The 18,974-nt window shown below is 34.3% G+C and carries 14 protein-coding genes; 10 read left to right on the top strand and 4 right to left on the bottom strand.

Going from position 1 to position 18,974, the window contains the following annotated elements:
* From MHI39_RS15125 to MHI39_RS15115, 3 genes are all read left to right on the top strand, one after another.
* Positions 1-1,749, top strand: a complete 1,749-nt coding sequence (locus MHI39_RS15125) for a hydantoinase B/oxoprolinase family protein (protein WP_342539615.1) — start codon at positions 1-3, stop codon at positions 1,747-1,749.
* Complete coding sequence (locus MHI39_RS15120; protein WP_278891153.1) at positions 1,746-2,075, top strand: cupin domain-containing protein; 330 nt, start codon at positions 1,746-1,748, stop codon at positions 2,073-2,075. The genes MHI39_RS15125 and MHI39_RS15120 overlap by 4 nt, the downstream gene beginning before the upstream one ends.
* Positions 2,076-2,152: 77 nt before the next feature.
* Positions 2,153-3,499, top strand: coding sequence for a cytosine permease (locus tag MHI39_RS15115; protein ID WP_342541453.1), 1,347 nt, complete (start codon positions 2,153-2,155; stop codon positions 3,497-3,499).
* Positions 3,500-3,673: 174 nt separating this feature from the next.
* On the opposite strand, the gene MHI39_RS15110 is transcribed toward MHI39_RS15115, so the two are convergent.
* From MHI39_RS15110 to MHI39_RS15100, 3 genes are all read right to left on the bottom strand, one after another.
* Positions 3,674-4,918 (bottom strand): cation:dicarboxylase symporter family transporter, encoded by a 1,245-nt coding sequence (locus MHI39_RS15110; RefSeq protein WP_251337765.1) that lies wholly within the window; start codon positions 4,916-4,918, stop codon positions 3,674-3,676.
* Between the two features lie 627 nt (positions 4,919-5,545).
* A complete protein-coding gene (locus tag MHI39_RS15105; RefSeq protein ID WP_259544790.1) occupies positions 5,546-6,679 on the bottom strand; it encodes an IS110 family transposase in 1,134 nt (377 codons plus the stop codon).
* Between the two features lie 764 nt (positions 6,680-7,443).
* Complete coding sequence (locus MHI39_RS15100) at positions 7,444-7,593, bottom strand: hypothetical protein (protein ID WP_158022193.1); 150 nt, start codon at positions 7,591-7,593, stop codon at positions 7,444-7,446.
* Positions 7,594-7,808: 215 nt separating this feature from the next.
* Here MHI39_RS15100 and MHI39_RS15095 point away from each other — a divergent pair, with 215 nt between their 5' ends.
* The gene (locus tag MHI39_RS15095) at positions 7,809-8,582 is read left to right on the top strand and encodes a class I SAM-dependent methyltransferase (RefSeq protein WP_058003978.1); all 774 of its coding nucleotides are present in this window, start codon (positions 7,809-7,811) and stop codon (positions 8,580-8,582) included.
* Between the two features lie 287 nt (positions 8,583-8,869).
* Here the strand turns inward: MHI39_RS15095 and MHI39_RS15090 are convergent, their stop codons facing one another.
* Positions 8,870-9,325 (bottom strand): YndM family protein, encoded by a 456-nt coding sequence (locus tag MHI39_RS15090; RefSeq protein WP_058003870.1) that lies wholly within the window; start codon positions 9,323-9,325, stop codon positions 8,870-8,872.
* A 325-nt stretch (positions 9,326-9,650) separates the two neighbouring features.
* On the opposite strand from MHI39_RS15090, the gene MHI39_RS15085 reads away from it, so the two are divergent.
* The 6 genes from MHI39_RS15085 to MHI39_RS15060 all read left to right on the top strand — a co-directional run bounded on the left by MHI39_RS15085 (position 9,651) and on the right by MHI39_RS15060 (position 18,925).
* Positions 9,651-10,238, top strand: coding sequence for an aminodeoxychorismate/anthranilate synthase component II (locus MHI39_RS15085; RefSeq protein ID WP_058003871.1), 588 nt, complete (start codon positions 9,651-9,653; stop codon positions 10,236-10,238).
* Positions 10,239-10,253: 15 nt separating this feature from the next.
* A complete protein-coding gene (gene pabB, locus MHI39_RS15080) occupies positions 10,254-12,011 on the top strand; it encodes an aminodeoxychorismate synthase component I (protein ID WP_235813301.1) in 1,758 nt (585 codons plus the stop codon).
* 93 nt (positions 12,012-12,104) lie between these two features.
* A complete protein-coding gene (locus MHI39_RS15075) occupies positions 12,105-12,404 on the top strand; it encodes a DUF5634 family protein (RefSeq protein WP_058003872.1) in 300 nt (99 codons plus the stop codon).
* A gap of 104 nt (positions 12,405-12,508) precedes the next feature.
* Positions 12,509-12,661, top strand: a complete 153-nt coding sequence (locus MHI39_RS15070) for a Fur-regulated basic protein FbpA (RefSeq protein WP_078111484.1) — start codon at positions 12,509-12,511, stop codon at positions 12,659-12,661.
* 83 nt (positions 12,662-12,744) lie between these two features.
* Positions 12,745-15,741: a PD-(D/E)XK nuclease family protein gene (locus MHI39_RS15065; protein ID WP_342539613.1), complete on the top strand. Its 2,997-nt coding sequence runs from the start codon at positions 12,745-12,747 to the stop codon at positions 15,739-15,741.
* Entirely contained in the window at positions 15,734-18,925 is a 3,192-nt protein-coding gene (locus MHI39_RS15060) for a UvrD-helicase domain-containing protein (protein ID WP_342539612.1), read from the top strand. Before MHI39_RS15065 ends, MHI39_RS15060 begins: the two co-directional genes overlap by 8 nt.
* Positions 18,926-18,974: the final 49 nt, after the last annotated feature.

Genomic DNA, 18,974 nt, shown 5'->3' with positions numbered 1-18,974 from the left:
ATGGTGACGGCAACAAAGAAAATTGATCCATTCACTTTGGAAATTGTAAAAGATTCCTTACTTGCAATTGGAGATGAGATGTTTATTGCTTTAGCAAGAACGTCAATGAGTCCAATTATATATGAAGTTTTAGACTATGCTAGTGGTCTAACAGATGCAAAAGGAAATTTATTGACACAAGGAAATGGTGTAACAGGCTTTATCGGTATGCTTACGTTTATGGTGAAGGAAACGTTAAACAAATTTGGAGAAAAAGATTTAAATCCTGGTGATATTATCATTATCAATGACCCATATAAAGGTGGGGGGTCTCATCTTTCTGATGTAGGACTAGTTATGCCGATTTTTCATGATGGAGAAATTGTTGCATTTTCAGCTAATAAAGCTCATTGGACAGAAGTAGGGGGAAAAGATCCAGGTTCTTTTACAAATGATTCAACGGAAATTTTTCAAGAAGGATTACAATTTCCTTGTGTGAAATTATTTGAATCAGGAAAGGTTAATCAAGCTATTGTCGATATTATTGAATCTAATGTTCGTTTTCCAGATCTCTCACTAGGGGACATGTGGGCACAAGTGGCTGCATTAAAAACTGGGGATAAACGCGTAAAAGAGCTTTGTAATAAACACGGTAAGGAAATAGTTTTAGCCTCTATAGATAAATATTTAGACCATGGTGAGCAGCTCTCAAGAATTGAACTGAAAAAATTACCAAAGGGAACTTTTGAAGCAGAAGATTTTGTGGATTCGGATGGAATGGGAAATGGTCCATTTAAATTAAAAGTGAAAGTTACTATAACTGATGATGAATTTGTATGCGATTTTCGTGGAAGCCATTCACAAGTACCTGGATCGGTTAATTGTTCATTAACAGGTTTAATATCTGCTGTACGAACAATTTTTTTAGCGATAACCAACCCATCACAAGATGTTAATGATGGTGTTTTTCGCCCGTTAAAAGTAATTACAGATAAAAAATCGATTTTATCGGCCGAACGTCCTGCACCAGTGTCTAATTACTTTGAATCTATGCTTGTGGGAGCAGACTTAATATGGAAAGCACTAGCACCGTTTTTACCAGAACGTTTATCGGCAGGGCATTTAACATCAGTATGTAGTGTCACACTTTCAGGACTTCATCCTGATACAAATGAAGCATTTTTAATTGTCGAACCATCTGTTGGAGGATGGGGTGCCGGCCAAGGGCAAGACGGTGCTAGTGGCCAATTTTGTATTGGTGATGGGGAAACCTATAATGTACCGGTTGAAGTAGCTGAGACAAGATATGGTGTCATGTTAGATGAATATAGTTTACGTGTCGATGGAGGTGGAGCTGGTGAATTTATCGGTGGGAAAGGTGTAATTCGTTCATATAGAGCCTTAACCAATGGACAATCAGCAACGATCACTTATGGAAGACATATAAATCCGCCATGGGGCTTTAATGGGGGACAAAATGGATCGACGAATCAATTCATTGTAGAAAAAGCAAATGGCGAGATTGAAGGACCCTACGGTGTATATCCGCGTTATCCGCTTCAAAAAGGTGATGTAATAAAGTTGATGACTGCCACAGGTGGAGGATATGGTAATCCATTAAATCGACCAGCGGAAAAGGTTGTAGAAGATGTGAAAAATGGCTATATTACTTTAGCACAAGCTAGAGAAGTATATGGTGTTTCTGTTGACCCTGCCACATATGATTTTACTTTAACAACAAAACGAATAAATGGGGGCAACAAGGCATGAAAATATCTAAGATTAATAGAGAACAAAATGAAGAGATTATGAATCAAACTCTATTTCAACATATTGATCAAAATACAGTAGTGAAAATGGGATTCGTTCAAATATTACCAGGGGAACGTGTTCCAAAAGAAGGGCTTTCGATGCATGATGAGGATGAATATTCCTTTATTCTACAGGGGTGTATAACGACCCAAAGCGGTGATACTCCCATAAAAAAGGTGGAACATGGATCCGCTACTTTTATTCCTGCTAAAGAGAAACATTGGGCAATAAACGAAGGTGAAGAAGTATGTGAAATTGTTTATGTTTTAGTCGAACATAAATAACTAAATGAGGGTGTCTAATAAGTAAGGGAGTTATCCTACTTATTAGACACCTCTTTGAAAAGGGGAATGATAGATTGATGGATGAGGCAAAAGGAATAAAGACTGTTGGTAATGATGAAGCATTAAAAGCCGTTCCATTATCTCAACGCCAGCATTGGTTAACACCCGCAATGATATTTGGAGGCTTAGAATTTACAATTCCTGTATTAATGATTGGTGCTACTTTAACCGCTTCATATGGAATGGGAAGTATTTTTTGGATACTAGTCATTGGGCTAATTGTTTTTCAATGGGTTGGTAATTCCATTCAAGGATTTATTGGTGCTAAGACGGGCAGATCATCATCTGTTATTGCAAAATCCAGTTTTGGCTCGGTACAAGCACGATTTATCGTTGGCCTTACAATATTTATCGTTTCCTTAGGATGGTGGGCATTACAAACTGCTGTTGCTGGTAATGCGATTGCAGCAATGTTTGGAATTGATTATGAAAAACAATGGGGATTATGGGCTGTGATTACAGTTATCGCTGGGGTATTATTTGCAATTCCTTCGATTATAGGTTATTCATCTATGAAATGGACTGATTATATAGCAGTTCCAGCAGGTTTAGCTCTTATTATAGGTTGTATTTTTTATGCTTTAAGAAATACAGGTTGGGAAACAATTACAGCTTGGAATCCTGAACCGAAGATAACATTTTTAGCAGCTATCAGTCTAGTTATTGGCGCAAATGTCTCCCAATGGGTCATTGCTTCAGACTATACTAGGTATGCAAAACCAAGATGGAGGGATAATATCCTGATTCCATTAGGTATTGTAGCGGTTGGTTTTCCACTATTCTACGTCGGTTCTATTATGTCTGTCGGTGTAGGGGATGCAGATATAGTTAATGTGATGTTGAATCTAGGATTTCCAGTGTGGGGTTTTTTAGTTTTATGGTTTGCTACATGGACAAGCCAGCTTGTAAATAATTATAGTATGGGTCTAGCTCTAGCAAATATGTTTAATATAAATTCCAACAAAGGACGGGCATTCCTTACCTTTTTAGGGACAATTTTGGCTATTATCATTGCTTTGGCAGGAATACTCGATTATTTTACTGACTTTTTATATTTAACTGCTCTTATTTATCCTGCTATAGGTGGTATTATGATGGCAGACTTTTTTATTATACGGAAGCAACGATTCGAAGATAACAAGGGCTGGAATTGGATGGCTACAATTGCATTAGTTTGTGGAACTTTTGTCGGGTACCTTACACAGTATGTTTATGAATTTGGTTTACCTGCCGTTCAATCAATTATCATTTCTGCTTTCATTTATTGGATAGCAATGAAAATAAAAGCAAAAATAAAACCAGATCATTTTACAGGTCTAGTTGCAAGGCATCACAAAGGATTTAATAAAGAGGAAGCTGGTTAATGCTTTTAGTTGTTTGACTTTTCTGATATTAATAGATATATATAATATCTAAGCTATATTAATTCTCTATTTTAATCCGTTTGAAAGTTTGCTAGGAGTATCATTTACACTTTTATTAATTAAAAATAGGCAGTTTATTGAGATGTGACTCTAAATAAACTGCCCATGCTTTTACTAAGATTTTAATGCATCTTTATTTTGTTTAAATTGGCCTTCCCATTTTGAAATAACAATTGCACCTAGTGAGTTACCTACTACGTTTACAACTGTTCTAGCCATATCGAGGATTCGATCGATTCCTGCAATGAAAGCTAGTCCTTCAATTGGAATACCAACTGTTCCTAATGTAGCAAGTAGAACCACGAAGGATACACCTGGAACACCTGCAATCCCTTTCGATGTTACCATAAGCACAAGAACTAGTGAAAGTTGCTGAGTTAAAGATAGATCAATTCCATACATTTGAGCAATAAATACAGCGGCAAGAGCTTGGTATAATGTTGATCCATCTAAATTAAATGAATATCCTGTAGGGATGACAAAAGAGGTAATTGCTTTTGGACATCCGAACTTTTCCATTTTCTCCATGATTTTTGGAAGAACGGCCTCTGAACTTGCAGTTGAGTAACCGAGAATTAATTCATCCTTTAGAAGTCGGAGTAGGTGAAATATATTAACTCCGACTAGCTTTGCAATACCACCTAATATGATGATGATAAAGCCTGCCATTGTTAAATAGACGGTAATAACTAATTTTCCTAAAGGTAGGAGTGATTCTAAACCAAAAGTGGAAACGGTCACACCGATCAGTGCAAATACCCCAAATGGAGCAAATTTCATAACTAAATTTGTAACATAAAACATGGTTTCTGCCGTTCCTTGGAAAAATGCAAGTACAGGTTTGCCTTTTTCTCCAATTGCAGCTACACCTAATCCAAATAATACGGAGAAGAAAATAATAGCTAGCATATCTCCATGCATAATTGATTCAAAAATATTTTTCGGAACAATATTAACAATTGTGTCTGCAAACCCATGGTTCTCAACACTTTTTGCTGTGTCTACATAAGAGTTAATATCTACTTTATGAATAGAATGCATATTAACTCCCTTACCAGGGTGGAAAATATTCGCCACAAGCAATCCAACAATAATTGCAATCGTTGTCACAATTTCAAAATACAAAATTGTTTTTCCACCAAGTTTCCCTAGATTCTTCCCGTCACCAACACTAGCAATTCCAACAACTATACTAGAAATGACAATAGGGACGACAATCATTTTGATTAATCTTAAGAAAATATCTCCAATAGGTTGTAAATATTTGCTGATTTCAGGATTACCATAAAAAATAGCCCCAATTATTATTCCGAGGACTAGTCCAATTAATATTTGCCATGCTAATCCAATTTTTTTCATAATATCCCCCCAAATAAAACATATAAATATTTTCAGACGAAATAATTTATTATTTAAATATAATATAAAAAATGAAAATATACAAATATAAAGCGTTTTATCAATAAAAATTAATAATAATCATTATTTTTGTACTATTTTAAAATAAGAAAAATGAACTACAATTCATACTATTATTTACAAAAATAATTGAATTTTCTATAATTATAATTGTTAATTTTGGGGGGAGTGTTAATTTCTCAGTAGATTTATTACCTGCATCAATCAAATGGATCTCAGATATTCTACCATTAACACATAGTATTAAGGCAATCCGTTCTATATACAATGTGGAAGTGCAACCACTATATCCTTTATTGATAGAGGAAATGACGATTGGATTTGTTTATTTAGTATTTGCGGGAATAAAGATTATACTAATGGAGAAAGTTGCGAGAAAAAGAGGTTCTTTATTTAAGGCTCTTTTCTGTGAAAATAAAACTCCGCCTTTAAGAATAATTTATTAAGTTTAAACTTGATTAAAATGGTGCAAGCTATAAATAATTTAATTTGGGCAATAGGAAAGCAGAGCTACCGAATTTTTCGGTTTCTCGTTTAACTTTTCTGTTGTTTGTCTATAATGCTAATTTAAGTTGACTCATGGTAGGGTTCCTTATTCTGAAGCATATGATAGACAATAGTTAGCATTCGATGTCCGATGGCAACGAGTGCTTTTTTCTTTCCCCTTCTTGCAGCTAGTGACCAATATTTGATTCCTAATCTTTGATTCCGACTTCTTGAAACAGCCCACGCAGCCTCACACAATGCAGATTTAATATGAGGATTTCCTTTAACCGTTTTAGTGTTTTTTTTCCTTCCAGCACTTTCGTGATTTCCGGGCGACAATCCTGCCCATGATGCAAGATGTTTGGAGGTTGGAAATTGTCCCATATCTACTCCTATTTCCGCAATGATAACAGCTGCCGTGTCTTTCTTAATTCCCGGCATTGTAACCAGAAGCTGTACTTCCTCCTGATAGTTGGATAAAATGACGTCGATTCTTTTCTCGATATCTAATATTAATTCTTCTAAATTAACAATGTGCATCCAAGATTGCTTAATAAGAAATAGCTGGTGATCATTTAATGTTCCAAATAGTGAGTCGGTAATCAATTGCTTTTTATGGGCCATTCTTCCATGTATCTTTTGTTCGACATCTTCTTGATCGATATAACCTTCATTCATCAGTTGTTCCAATAGTTTTCGTCCTGATACTCCAAATATATCTGAAATAACTGTGCTTAATTTGATGTTTGAGGACTCTAGTACCTTTTGGATTCGGTTTTTTTCGGATGTCATGTGTCCAATCCATTTTTTTCTGAGGCGAGTCAAATCTCTCAAATTTCGAAAGTCTTCGGGAGGGACAAAACTTTTCTCTATTAAGCCATGTCTTAATAATTTAGCAATCCATTCAGCATCCGAAACATCTGTTTTCCTTCCAGGGACATTTTTAATCCTTTGAGCATTTGCCAAAGTAATATCAAAGAAATCCTCCAAGATATTGTATACAGGTTTCCAGTAGACGCCTGTACTTTCCATTGCGATGTGGGTTACTTCCTTCTCCTCAAGCCATTTAAGAAGATGAAACAGATCCTTCGTCAAAGTAGGAAATGTTTCGGTCTCCTTAATCAAGTCAGTTTCTGATTCTCCAAGAATGACACAGGCAACTATTGTTTCCGAATGAACATCTAGGCCTGCACATCGTTTGTGCAATGTTTCCATTTCACTCCACCTTCTGAAAATATTCCACAAACAGTGGAATGAATTTGAAATTAAACATTTTTCTGTTCGTAGTCATCTCTCGAAATTGAGAGAGCTAACAATGGGTTGTGCACCAAATTCATTCCAACAGTTTTCTCAACAGGGTAAGACCACCAATAAGAGCTACGTCATATACTCACTGTTTGTGGTATCTACATTATGGGACAGAGAACCCATTTTCATTCTGGGTTGAGAGCGAAAGATCATGAAAGTTTTCTCAAACATTGTTGCTATTTAAGGAAAGCTATAACTATTAAATATCGACTGAGGATCGCTACACGTATCATTTTACTGAGAAAGAGCCAATTTCCATAAGGACCGCTAAGATCCTTTATTGGGAGTAAAAGCCGGCAGTTGGGCTTTTACAAAAGCAACATACGATACGAAAACAGCCTTATTTAAAGATATATAAAAGCCTTTTTATGTTCTAAATTAAATACTTTGACCTACTTCGAACCTGTTTATTTTAATCATTTTTATAAAAATATTTCATGAAATGCTATGATGATCATTTCTAAAATCGATGTAAATAAGGATTTTTTTGTGAGGGAAGATGGAGAATTATTTCCTTGAAATTAATTTTGATAAAGGTTATAATAATAAAGCGATGAGCTATTTGTGTAAGTCGAGGACTTAGCTATTTGGCTAAACATACGAATGTGGTCGTATGGGTACCTCGCCGCAAACGTGTTTTAAAAGACGCCTACGGAATTAGGCGTCTTTTTTCATTTTTCAATCATTAAATGCTTCCCAATCGGAATATAATCCACTGCCATTACAACTTGGGCATTCATATCCTGCAACATAAGCGCTATATGGAAGTGTAAAACCCCTGCCGCGACAATCTGGACATTTTCCCGATTCCTCCATTTCATTAAGGAACTTTTCCTGTCTTTCATTTCTCCAGTTTGAAAACGATTGCAATAATCCCAATTTAATCACCTCCGTTTTTTACTAGTATTTGTTCTCTAATCGAATTTTATAATATCCATAAGTTTTTGTTATAGATAACTATTGATAAATGATAATTTACTTATCGATCGAATCAAATTATTCTAAACTTAGAAAATACAAGAAGTGAGGGATGGAAATGGATAATAAATCAGATGTTCAAAAACAATTCGGTAGTACAGCTCGTTCATATGTTACAAGTGAAATTCATCAAAAGGGGAAAGATTTGCAATTATTATTAGCAATTTCCGAAATTACAGGAGAAGAAAATTTGCTTGATATTGCAACGGGTGGCGGACATACAGCAAATTTATTTGCTCCACATGTAAAGCATGTTACTGCTTTAGATTTAACCCAGCCAATGCTCCAAGAAGCAGAAAAGTTTATAAAGGGGAACGGCCATAAAAACGTAGAGTTTGTTCAAGGAGATGCTGAGCAACTGCCTTTTAGTGACCAAACCTTTGATATAGTGACCTGTAGAATTGCACCGCATCATTTTCCAAATATCGAAAAGTTTATTGATGAAGCTTACCGCGTATTAAAAAATGAAGGCTATTTTTTACTCGATGACAATGTTACACCAGAAAGTGACGAACAGGATCAATTTTATAATACGGTAGAAAAATTGAGGGATTATAGCCATTTTCGAGCTTGGAAAAAAACTGAATGGTTAAAGATGCTTGAATTACAGGGATTTTTAGTAGAGGAATTGTACCGTTTTGAGAAAACATTTGAATTTGATTCATGGTGCAATCGTATGCAATTAAGTAAAACGAATAAAGACGAAATTACAAATTTGATGCTCAATAGTTCTCAAGAAATAAAGAAACGGTTTCATATTATTACAATAGATCAATCCATTCTTTCATTTAAAGGTGAAGCAATCATAATTAAGGCAAGAAAAGCATTTTGATTCATTATTAGGCGCTAATTTAAAGGCTTTTTTCTCAGATGTTTTACTATTTTAGGTAATGGTTTAACTAATAAAAAATCAGTTGAAGATACGATGAGACCTTTCATTTCACTTGGAAAAAGGCTTTAAACTTCATTACCTTAATCCAATGTATCAATATATTATATTTAAAAAACTCTGTCAGTGTGACTTATGAAAGATGGATGAGAATAATTGTGTCCGACCCATTTTTTTATTGAATGGATCATTTTTAATGAACCAAAATGGGGTCGGACGCAAAAGTACAGTTATTTATTATCCCTATTTTTTTCGATTTCTGGTGTGATTTCTTTTGAGGCTTCCGTTTGATAATGGTGAAAATTACGGTGTTTAGGCAAAAATTCTTCAGATTGTCGATCAAATGTATAGGATGATACATATTTATGAAAAGCCATTTCAAAGAGTGATATTGCAGAAGCTGAAACAAGTGAAATTAGAAATAGTGCAGTTGCATTTTCTCGAGTTAGTGCTGCCGATAAGAACCAAATAAAGAGCAAGCTTAAACCGAAGTCTGCAATCGTAGCAACCGTATTGTTTGTTCTTGGTAATATACCTATATCACCAACTAGGTAGGATGCTACAGATAAAACAAGTGAAATAAATACGATATTAGTGAATGACATCCCGAAAATTAATCCTAAAATGACAAATAGGACCACAAGAGTAGCTACAAATTTAATCCCCATTGCTTTAATATGCTTCATAATTCCAAGCTCACCTCACAAATTTAATGTCTTATCTATTTTTTTAATTGTTTGCTTTAACTATTCGTATATAAAATTGGAAAATCATTAATAATCTTTGATATGATTAAATTGGGAAGCGATTTCATATTTCTAGTAAAGGCTTATTTATTAATCATTGTTGCTATTAATTAGCCTTTTAACCAATAGCTATCTATTGAAGACCGCTATACCTTTCATTTCACGGTGAAAAGAGCTGCAAATTTCATAATCGTTAATTCGGTGCAAAAGCCGTCAGTGAGCAACAAATACGATAACAGCCATATTAAATTTTAGGGGAAATAGCATGATACTTATAATAGATAATTATGATTCATTTACATATAACTTAGTTCAATATATTAAACAAATAGGAATAGAAGTAAAAGTTGTTAGAAATGACCAAATAGCAATAGCCGAAATTGAACAATTAAATCCTGAATTTATACTACTTTCACCAGGACCGGGTAATCCAGATCATGCTGGTATATGCATTGAGGTAGTCAAACACTTCTTTAATAAAATTCCAATCTTAGGTGTCTGTTTAGGACATCAGGTTATTGCTCAGGCATTTGGCGGAAAAATCATAAAAGCTAAAAGACCCATGCATGGCAAAACATCATTTATCACTCATGATGGGAAGTCGATTTTTTCGGGTTTAGAGAATTCCTTTAAAGTGACTCGGTACCACTCTTTGATCGTAGAAGAAAAATCCCTCTCTCAGGATTTGGATATAACTTCCAAATCGGAAGATGGAGAGATTATGGGAATTCGACACAGGCAATATAAGGTAGAAGGTATTCAATTCCATCCAGAAGCCATTTTAACTGAGAATGGGCTGAAGATGATTCAAAATTTTTTTCAGCCAAATGAAAAATTCTTAATTAATCATTAAAGGAAGATAAGTAGAATGAATAGAAAAGACATCATGCATGAAAATTCAACACTCTATTTTGAATTTGCTGATCGAAATGGAAAGAAACACCCAAAATTCTTTTGTAAACCTAAAAAAGTGATTCAAACATATCGTATAGATGAAGTTAGAGGTTGTATGGAACAAATTCAAAAAGAAGTATCCTGTGGGTATTATGCAGCTGGATATGTGTCCTATGAGGCTGCACCCGCGTTTGAGCCATCTTTCAAGGTACATGAAAATCCAAAGATGCCATTACTCTGGTTTGGAATTTTTGATGAACCTATAATAATTCCAGCTCCAAATAAGAAAGCCGATTACTCTGTTTCAGATTGGATTCCATCTATTGAAGGGGAAGCGTATCAGAAAGGAATATCCGAAATAAAAACAGCGATAGAAAATGGGCATACATATCAAGTAAATTACACAACAAGGCTGCATGCTAATTTTACTGGTGACGATTTTTCATTCTTTCAAAAACTATCTTCATCTCAAGATTCAGATTACTGTGCATATCTGAATTTGGGAGATTACCGTATTTTATCAGCCTCTCCGGAATTATTCTTCCGTTGGGATGGTAATAAAATTATTACCAAACCAATGAAAGGTACAGTGAGGAGAGGAAGAACAACTAAGGAAGATAATGAAAATGCTGCTTGGCTATTTCAATCCGAAAAAAATCGTGCGGAAAATGTCATGATTGTGGATTTGTTAAGAAATGATCTAGGCAATATTGCCGTGCCAGGAACGGTACAAGTAGATGAATTATTTACAATTGAGCAGTATCCAACTGTTCTTCAAATGACATCTACTATTTCTGCTATGACAGAAGCAGGAATTGAATTAGTAGACATCTTTTCTGCCCTGTTTCCTTGTGGTTCAATTACGGGTGCTCCTAAAATTAGTACGATGAGGATCATTTCTGAAATAGAGGATTCTCCTCGTGAGGTATATTGCGGTGCCATTGGATTTATAAGTCCAATAGGGGAAACCATATTTAATGTGCCTATTAGAACCGTTGTTATCAATAATCAAACCAATCAAGCAGTATATGGTGTTGGTGGCGGTGTTACATGGGATTCAACGACAAAGGATGAGTATGCAGAAATTCTGACGAAGGCAAGTATTTTATCGAAAGAACAACCAACCTTCAAATTACTTGAAAGTATCAAGTTGGAGAATGGTAATTATTTTTTACTGGACCGCCATATTAAGCGATTACAAAATTCAGCTGCTTATTTTCATTACTCATTACACATAAATGAATTAACAGAAGCATTACAGCAATTTGCAAAAAGAAATCCTTATCAATTACTAAAAGTTAGAGTACTCGTTGCAAAAGATGGCTCATTTGAAATAACTAGTGAACCGATCACATCATTGAATAAACCATTACAAGTAAAATTAGGGGAAAGCCCAGTTGATAAAAATGATCTCTTTTTATATCACAAAACAACGAACCGTCGAGTATATCAATTTCATAAGGAAAGCCAACCTAAAGTTTTTGATGTACTATTGTGGAATCAATATGGAGAATTAACTGAGTTTACCAATGGAAATATCGTCCTTGAAATAAAAGGTGAGTACTATACACCACCAGTTCAAGTAGGATTATTACCTGGTACATTTCGTGAGGAATTGATAGAAATGGGAAAACTAAAAGAAAGAATTCTTACTGTCAAAGATATTAAAGAGGCAACAAATATTTACTTTATTAATAGTGTACGAGAATGGCAAAAGATAAGATTTGTTTAAATGGGTTTTTTTAGATAAAATCTGTCCCCCCTATAATTATAAATTTTCTACTTTAGTGACATACTAAGGAAAAAATAGATATGAGGGTTGTGTATGGACTATATCAATAGAGAAACCTTAATAGACCAGATGACTAATCAAATGCAGCTTTTAATGGATCATTATGGACTCGAGGATATCGGTATATATGAAGAAGAAGGGGCAGGAAATGACTATTATCTGGGGTATACTGTGCGTAAGGATGGAAAAGTTTTTATGCTAAATATGCCTTATATGAAGGATGAATTTGGTAGGCTTACTTTAAAAAATAGGGAATGGACCATTCAATCAGACGATGGAGAGTTAAAAGGGTTTCATAGTTTGGATGAAGTTTTTAATAAGGGTCTTTTCTAATGAATCCTTAAATAATTTTTAATCTTTGTATGCCAAAATAGATTTATGATAGGCAAATGGAATAACTAATGTTTGAGCGATAGAGAGATAGGAGGAAATTCTCCATGACAGCAGAAAAAGAGCTAAAGAAGCGAGATATTATCGATCAGCTTCTTAATAAAGGAATTTATAAATCAAATAATAAACAACTGTATGAATTATCATTATATGATTTAAAGAGTATATATAATGAAATAATCGTTGGAAAATCAAGCTAGAAAGTGCATCTATAGATGCACTTTTTTATTTGGTTGTATAAAATGTTCCGAAAAGTGAAATAATTAATATGAGGAGGGATCTTATGAAATCTTTAATCCAAACTTTGAAGGAAATTTGTACAAGCTATCCACTTTCAGAAAAGGTTCTGATCGTCGATCATTATCGTACTGGTGAACAAATATTAAATGAGTTTATAAATACAGGTCATTGTGTAATAAATATTAAGATTCACACCATTCAAGATATAGCTATTAAGTTTCTTTCTCAAAAGTTTATCCAAATTAAATTCATCACTCCTACCATCGGTTCTATTCTAATGACTTCCATAATAAAAACATTAAAGGATAAACAAAAACTCCATTACTTCCATCTTCTCGAAACAACACCAAGCTTATCAATGACTATGTATAAAACGATACAAGAGATTAGGCTTTCAGGATACTCCAGTACTCATTTTCCAAGGGATATATTTAAGATGAAAGATAAAGCGAGTGATCTACAAAAAATCCTTTATGAATATGAGAGGATTTTAGAAAAAAATTCGTATTGGGATGAGACGAAAGCTTTTCTAAAAGTAATTGAACAAGTCGATATTGTAGAAATGGATAAATGTATTTTTTTATTTCAACCAAATCTTTCTTTTATAGGAATAGAAGAGCAATTTGTCAGTATGCTTTTATCAAAGCATTCATATATTTTGCCAATTGCCCCAGTGTATGAAATCACTCCTCCTGCAAGATTTGCATTTATTCTAGAGGCACATGGGAAGGCTCAACCGTCCGATTTTAGTTATTTACTAAGTAATAATCATCATTTAGGGAATATAGATTTTGAGCTTTTTGCAAGTCATACAGAGGAAGAAGAAATAAATGAAATGTTAAGGAGAATGATGCAAAAGGAAATACCTTTTGATACATGTGCGTGTTTTTATAGTCAACAAGAGCCATATCAAATGATGATGTATCAACTATCTGAAAAAATGAAAATTCCAGTTACGTTTGGAGAAGGTCTCCCGATCACTGTTACGAATCCAGGGAAAATGATATTGGAAATCCTTCAGTGGTTTAAACAGGACTTTAGTGCTCCATCCTTTTTGAACTTGCTTCAAGAAGGTGTATTTGATTTTGATGCGGAGTCTCCAAGTATTTTATCTATCACCAGAATGATTAGAAATTCTGAGATTGGTACTGGAAAAGAGCGATATCTGCAGAAACTTCAAGTTAAAATCCATGAATTGAAAGAAGAATTGAATCGGGATAGTGAAGAACATCATTTCTCTATAGAAAAAAAGATAGCAGAATATACATGGCTATATCAATGGTTTGAAACACTTTTTCAATTTATTCCATCTCATTATGGTGGGGGTAAATGGAAGGGATATCTCGATCTACTCGATTTTATACTAGAATTCGCTAAAATACAGTCCGTTTACGATAAACTTTCGAAAGATGCTTTAGTAGAACAGATACAGTTATTGTGTTCATTTGCAACTGAACCAAATTCTCAGAAAGAAATGCTTTCTATCCTAGAGGAGTATTTATTGACGATCCGCATTGGTGCATCTGGGCCGAAATCGGGTTCCTTACATTTTACTTCGTTTCAACAAGCACTTTTTATAAATCGCAAGAATCTGTATTATATTGGGTTCGATAATCAACGCTTTCCGGGGAAGGTTAAGGAAAATCCACTATTATTAGATGATGAGAGAAAAGCCTTGTGCGCGAATCTTCCATTGCATAGGGAGAAGGCTAAAGAAAATATTTTTCATTTATTACAAGCACTTGCTTGTAGTACTGGTCGGTTAACAATTAGTTATACTGTTTTCAACCAACAGGAAAATCGTTTGAACACACCATCACATTTCTTTTTAACCTGTTATCGGATTCTCATAAATAATAGTGAAGCAAATAATGAACAATTGATAGGCAATTTGCTCATCAAGAGTCATTTCGAAACGGATAAAATTAATCAAAAAGAATGGTGGCAATCTCTCATTAATTATGGAAACCACAGCCATATCTCTTTGGAGAAATCAGAAGGCTTGAAGTATTTTGTAAAAGGATATCGAGCAATCGAAAAAAGATCGACCATTAATTTTACAGAATATGAAGGGAAAGTAAATGTGGGGGGTTATGTTTTAGACCCAAGAAAAAATAGAAATATACGATTATCCAGTAGTCGATTAGAAAAGCTAGCAACTTGTCCATATAAATATTTTCTAGAGGATATTTTACAGATAGCCCCAGCCGAGCCTGTCAATCAAAATAAATGGCTTGATGGAAAGACACGTGGCATATTACTCCATGAGATATTTGAGCAGTTTTATAAAACAATTCTTGTAACTGGAGATAAACCATCTTATGAAAAACACATCGATATGCTGATTACAATTGCTAAAGAGAAAATAGACTATTTTAAAGAACGTATATTTCCGGATTGTTCAATTAGTTTCGAAGAAGAGATGAATGAAATTATTGAATCCTGTCATATCTTTTTGAAAAGTGAAGAGGAACATACATGGGGAAATGTACCTGCATATTTTGAATATGTATTTGGATTAGATGGAAACCCTCCTGCAAAAATTCACCTTAATAATAGTGAGTCTTTTTTTCTATCTGGAAAAATTGACCGTGTAGATAAACAAGAGGATATGAATTACGTGATAATTGACTACAAAACGGGAAGTGCAAGAGAGTATTCTTTAAATAAATTTTTCAATGGTGGACGACATTTACAACATTTTCTTTATGCCAAAGCATTGGAGAATCAGTTCAATTTATACGAGGGGCAAGTGATTAATAGTACGTATCTTTTTCCAACAACTAAAGGACTAGGAGAGAGGAGAGTCCGATTACAGGATTCAACAGCTAGTGAAAATGGTTTAGAGATCACGGAGAGGTTACTCGACCTTTTAAAAGCTGGATACTTTCCGATGACAGATGATATAAAAAAAGATTGTAGGTATTGCACGTTTCAACATGTATGTAAACGGAACTCATATTCAGAGGAGCAGTATGAGGAAAAAATGAGGCATGTAAAAGCTATTAATAGATGGATGGGGGTGAGAGCGTATGAGTAAACAAATAATTGATGAGGTAGCACGCCATAAAATCGAACAGCATCTTACTCAAAACTTTCTAGTTGAAGCGGGAGCAGGATCTGGTAAAACAACAAGTCTTGTTAACCGCATGGTTAATATGATAAAAATGGGGACATGCAACATATCGGAAATAGCGGCTATTACATTTACAAAAAAAGCAGCTGAAGAATTAACGACAAGATTTCAAACAAAACTTGAAAATGAATGGAGAGTAGAAGAGGATCTCTCAAAAAAACAAAATTTGGAGAGTGCATTAGCTAATTTTGACCAATGCTTTTTAGGGACTGTTCACTCTTTTTGTGCATGTATCCTCCGTGAGCGTCCAATTGAGGCAGGATTAGATCTGCAATTTCGTGAAATTGAGGAAAGAGAGGACCAACATATTGCAATACAAGCTTGGAACAACTTTTTTGAAAAGATGATGGTGAAAGATTCTGAAAGGTATCATTTTATAAAAAGGCTAGGTATTCCAGTTTCAGATTTACGTCAATGCTTCTTAAGGTTAATTGCTTATCCGGATGTAGATTGGGTTTATGTTGAGAAGGAATCCCCGAATATTTCAAGAGTTTACCATTCGTTTCTAAACCTTTTGAAAGAAGCTAACCATGCGATTCCATCTGAACCCATAGAAGGAAGATATGATAAACTTCAAGAGCTTATTTTGCAGGCGATTCGTAAAAATAAATACGAAAATCATGAAACAGATGCAATGAAGATTGGATTACTAGAAACATTTAATAAACAGCTTACGATTACACAAAAGTTATGGAGTTCAAAAGAGGATGCAAAGTACTATTTGGACAAAATTGTTGATTTCGTTGAAATGAAAATACAGCCATTATTGGAAAAATGGTATGAGTATGTTCACGGACATATCATGCCATTGATGATTGATATCTTGCATGAATATGAAATACTAAAAAAGCAAATGTCCTATGTAAATTTTCATGATTTGTTAATAAAGACCGCACTCTTATTGAAGGAGAATAGTGAGGTTCGCGGTTATTTTCAAGAAAAATATCGCAGTATTCTAGTCGATGAATTTCAAGATACCGATCCGATTCAAGCAGAAATCATGTTTTACATAACGGCAGAGAATCTGTATGAACAGGATTGGACAAGATGTCGGCCGAAACAGGGTTCATTATTTGTTGTAGGAGACCCTAAACAAGCGATTTATCGTTTTCGTCGTGCAGATATAGACATTTATAATAAAGTAAAAGAATTGATAGGTAATCAAGGTGGAGAAATATTAGAATTAACAATGAATTTTCGAACTTTAGATTCGGTAACAAACTCATTAAATTCATTTTTTGAAGAAAAATTACCTATTCAAGCGACAGAATATCAAGCTGCTTTTAAGCCATTACATGCCTATTTTAATGACAATCATTCTACTTTTTCAGGAATATATCAATCGATAATACCAAAAGAATATGTAAATAAGGAAGAAATGATCCAATTCGATGCTTTTCAAATAGCTGAAACCATTTATAAGATGATTCATCAAGGACATCAGCCTAAAGAGTTTATGATTTTGACAAGATATAATGAGAATTTAGAAGTTTATTATCAGGCACTTTTAGAAAATAACATCCCTGCACATTTGAGTGGTGAAATAACATTAGCAAATATGACGGAATTTCAGGAACTTTTTCATCTTGTTGAGTTTGTAAAAGATCCAACTAATACTGTTCAGTTACTTGCGGTACTTAGAGGTCCTTTCTTTGGTGTGAGTGATCAGGAACTATTTGAATGGAAGTACAGTGGTGGTAGCTTTGATATTTATTGGACACCAAGTGAAGATAATGTTGTCGAATCTACATTTGATTTTCTTCAAGCGTTTGAACGGCTTCAAACATACGTAAATTGGAAATATCAATATTCTCCGGCTACAGTGGTAGAGAAAATGATCGAGGATATTGGTTTCTATCCATTGCTGTTATTAAAAGGCTATGGAAAAAATGAATGCCAACATTTAAACTCTATTATCACTACGATTCGATCAGCAAGTACTTTTTATGAAGCAGCAGAATTACTAAAAGAATTGATTTTTACAAAACGTTTAGTACTCAATATGGATGTTGGGGCAAATGCTGTTCGAATAATGAATGTCCATAAATCGAAGGGACTGGAAGCGGAGATTGTTTTCCTAGCAAATCCCGTTAAAAAAATTGATGTGAAGGAGCGTATCTCCTTACATATTAAACGAACAAATACAACTTCATATGGTTATTTTATTGTTCAAAAATCAAACAGATTCCAAACTAAGATGATCGCTTGTCCACCAGAGTGGAGTATTCATCAAACAGAAGAATACAAATATTTGATTGAGGAAGAAACACGGATCGTATATGTAGCAGCGACTCGAGCGGAAAAGGCATTAATTATTAGTACAAGCGAGAAAACGAATAAGAAAAATCCATGGAATGAACTAGTGTTTGCTGTACAACCAAATCGAATTCAAGTCAATGATATCAGGGAAATTGAAATAACTGAGCAAGAGGAACAAAGGAAGATTAATGTTAGCAATGATTATATTAATGAATTAGGTATGTGGATTAATAAACATATTCAGCCAACATATGCTACGTATAGTCCTACAGAAGAAAAAGATGATATCTATCAATTAGATATTGACCGTGAAAAAGGCGGTGGAATGCTTTGGGGAACACTTATCCACGAAGCTTTCGAGAAGCTAATAAGTGGTATGAAAATTGAAAACCATATCGAAGATTTGCTACAAAAATATGGCTTTTCACTACAACGGAAGTATGAGGTTTATCAAAGTATACAAAGCTTTAAACATACAAAAATATGGGATCAGCTACAGACAGCCGAAAATGTTTTAACAGAAGTCCCATTTAATTTTCGATTATCGAGTGAAGATCCATTATACAAGAAAATACGAAAGAGTAAAGATCAACAGTATCCATTGTTAGTCAAAGGTGTGATTGATTTAGCATATCAATATAAAGGAAATTGGTATATTGTTGATTTTAAAACCGATCGTTCAAAAGACAGAGAGGGTATTGTACGCTTAACCTCCTATTATGAGCATCAAATAGCCTTGTATCGTGAATTATGGGAAAGAATCATGCATACCTCTGTTCATCAAACACTCCTTTATTTCGTATTTACAGATGACATATGTATTGTATAAGAGCAAAGATTAGGGGGCTATCAGAATGTAGAAGTCTGACAGTCCCCTT

Origin of the sequence: Heyndrickxia sp. FSL K6-6286, assembly GCF_038630395.1 — a bacterium.
Classification (GTDB): domain Bacteria; phylum Bacillota; class Bacilli; order Bacillales; family Bacillaceae_C; genus Heyndrickxia; species Heyndrickxia oleronia.
This window is presented reverse-complemented; position numbering and strand designations above follow the sequence as displayed.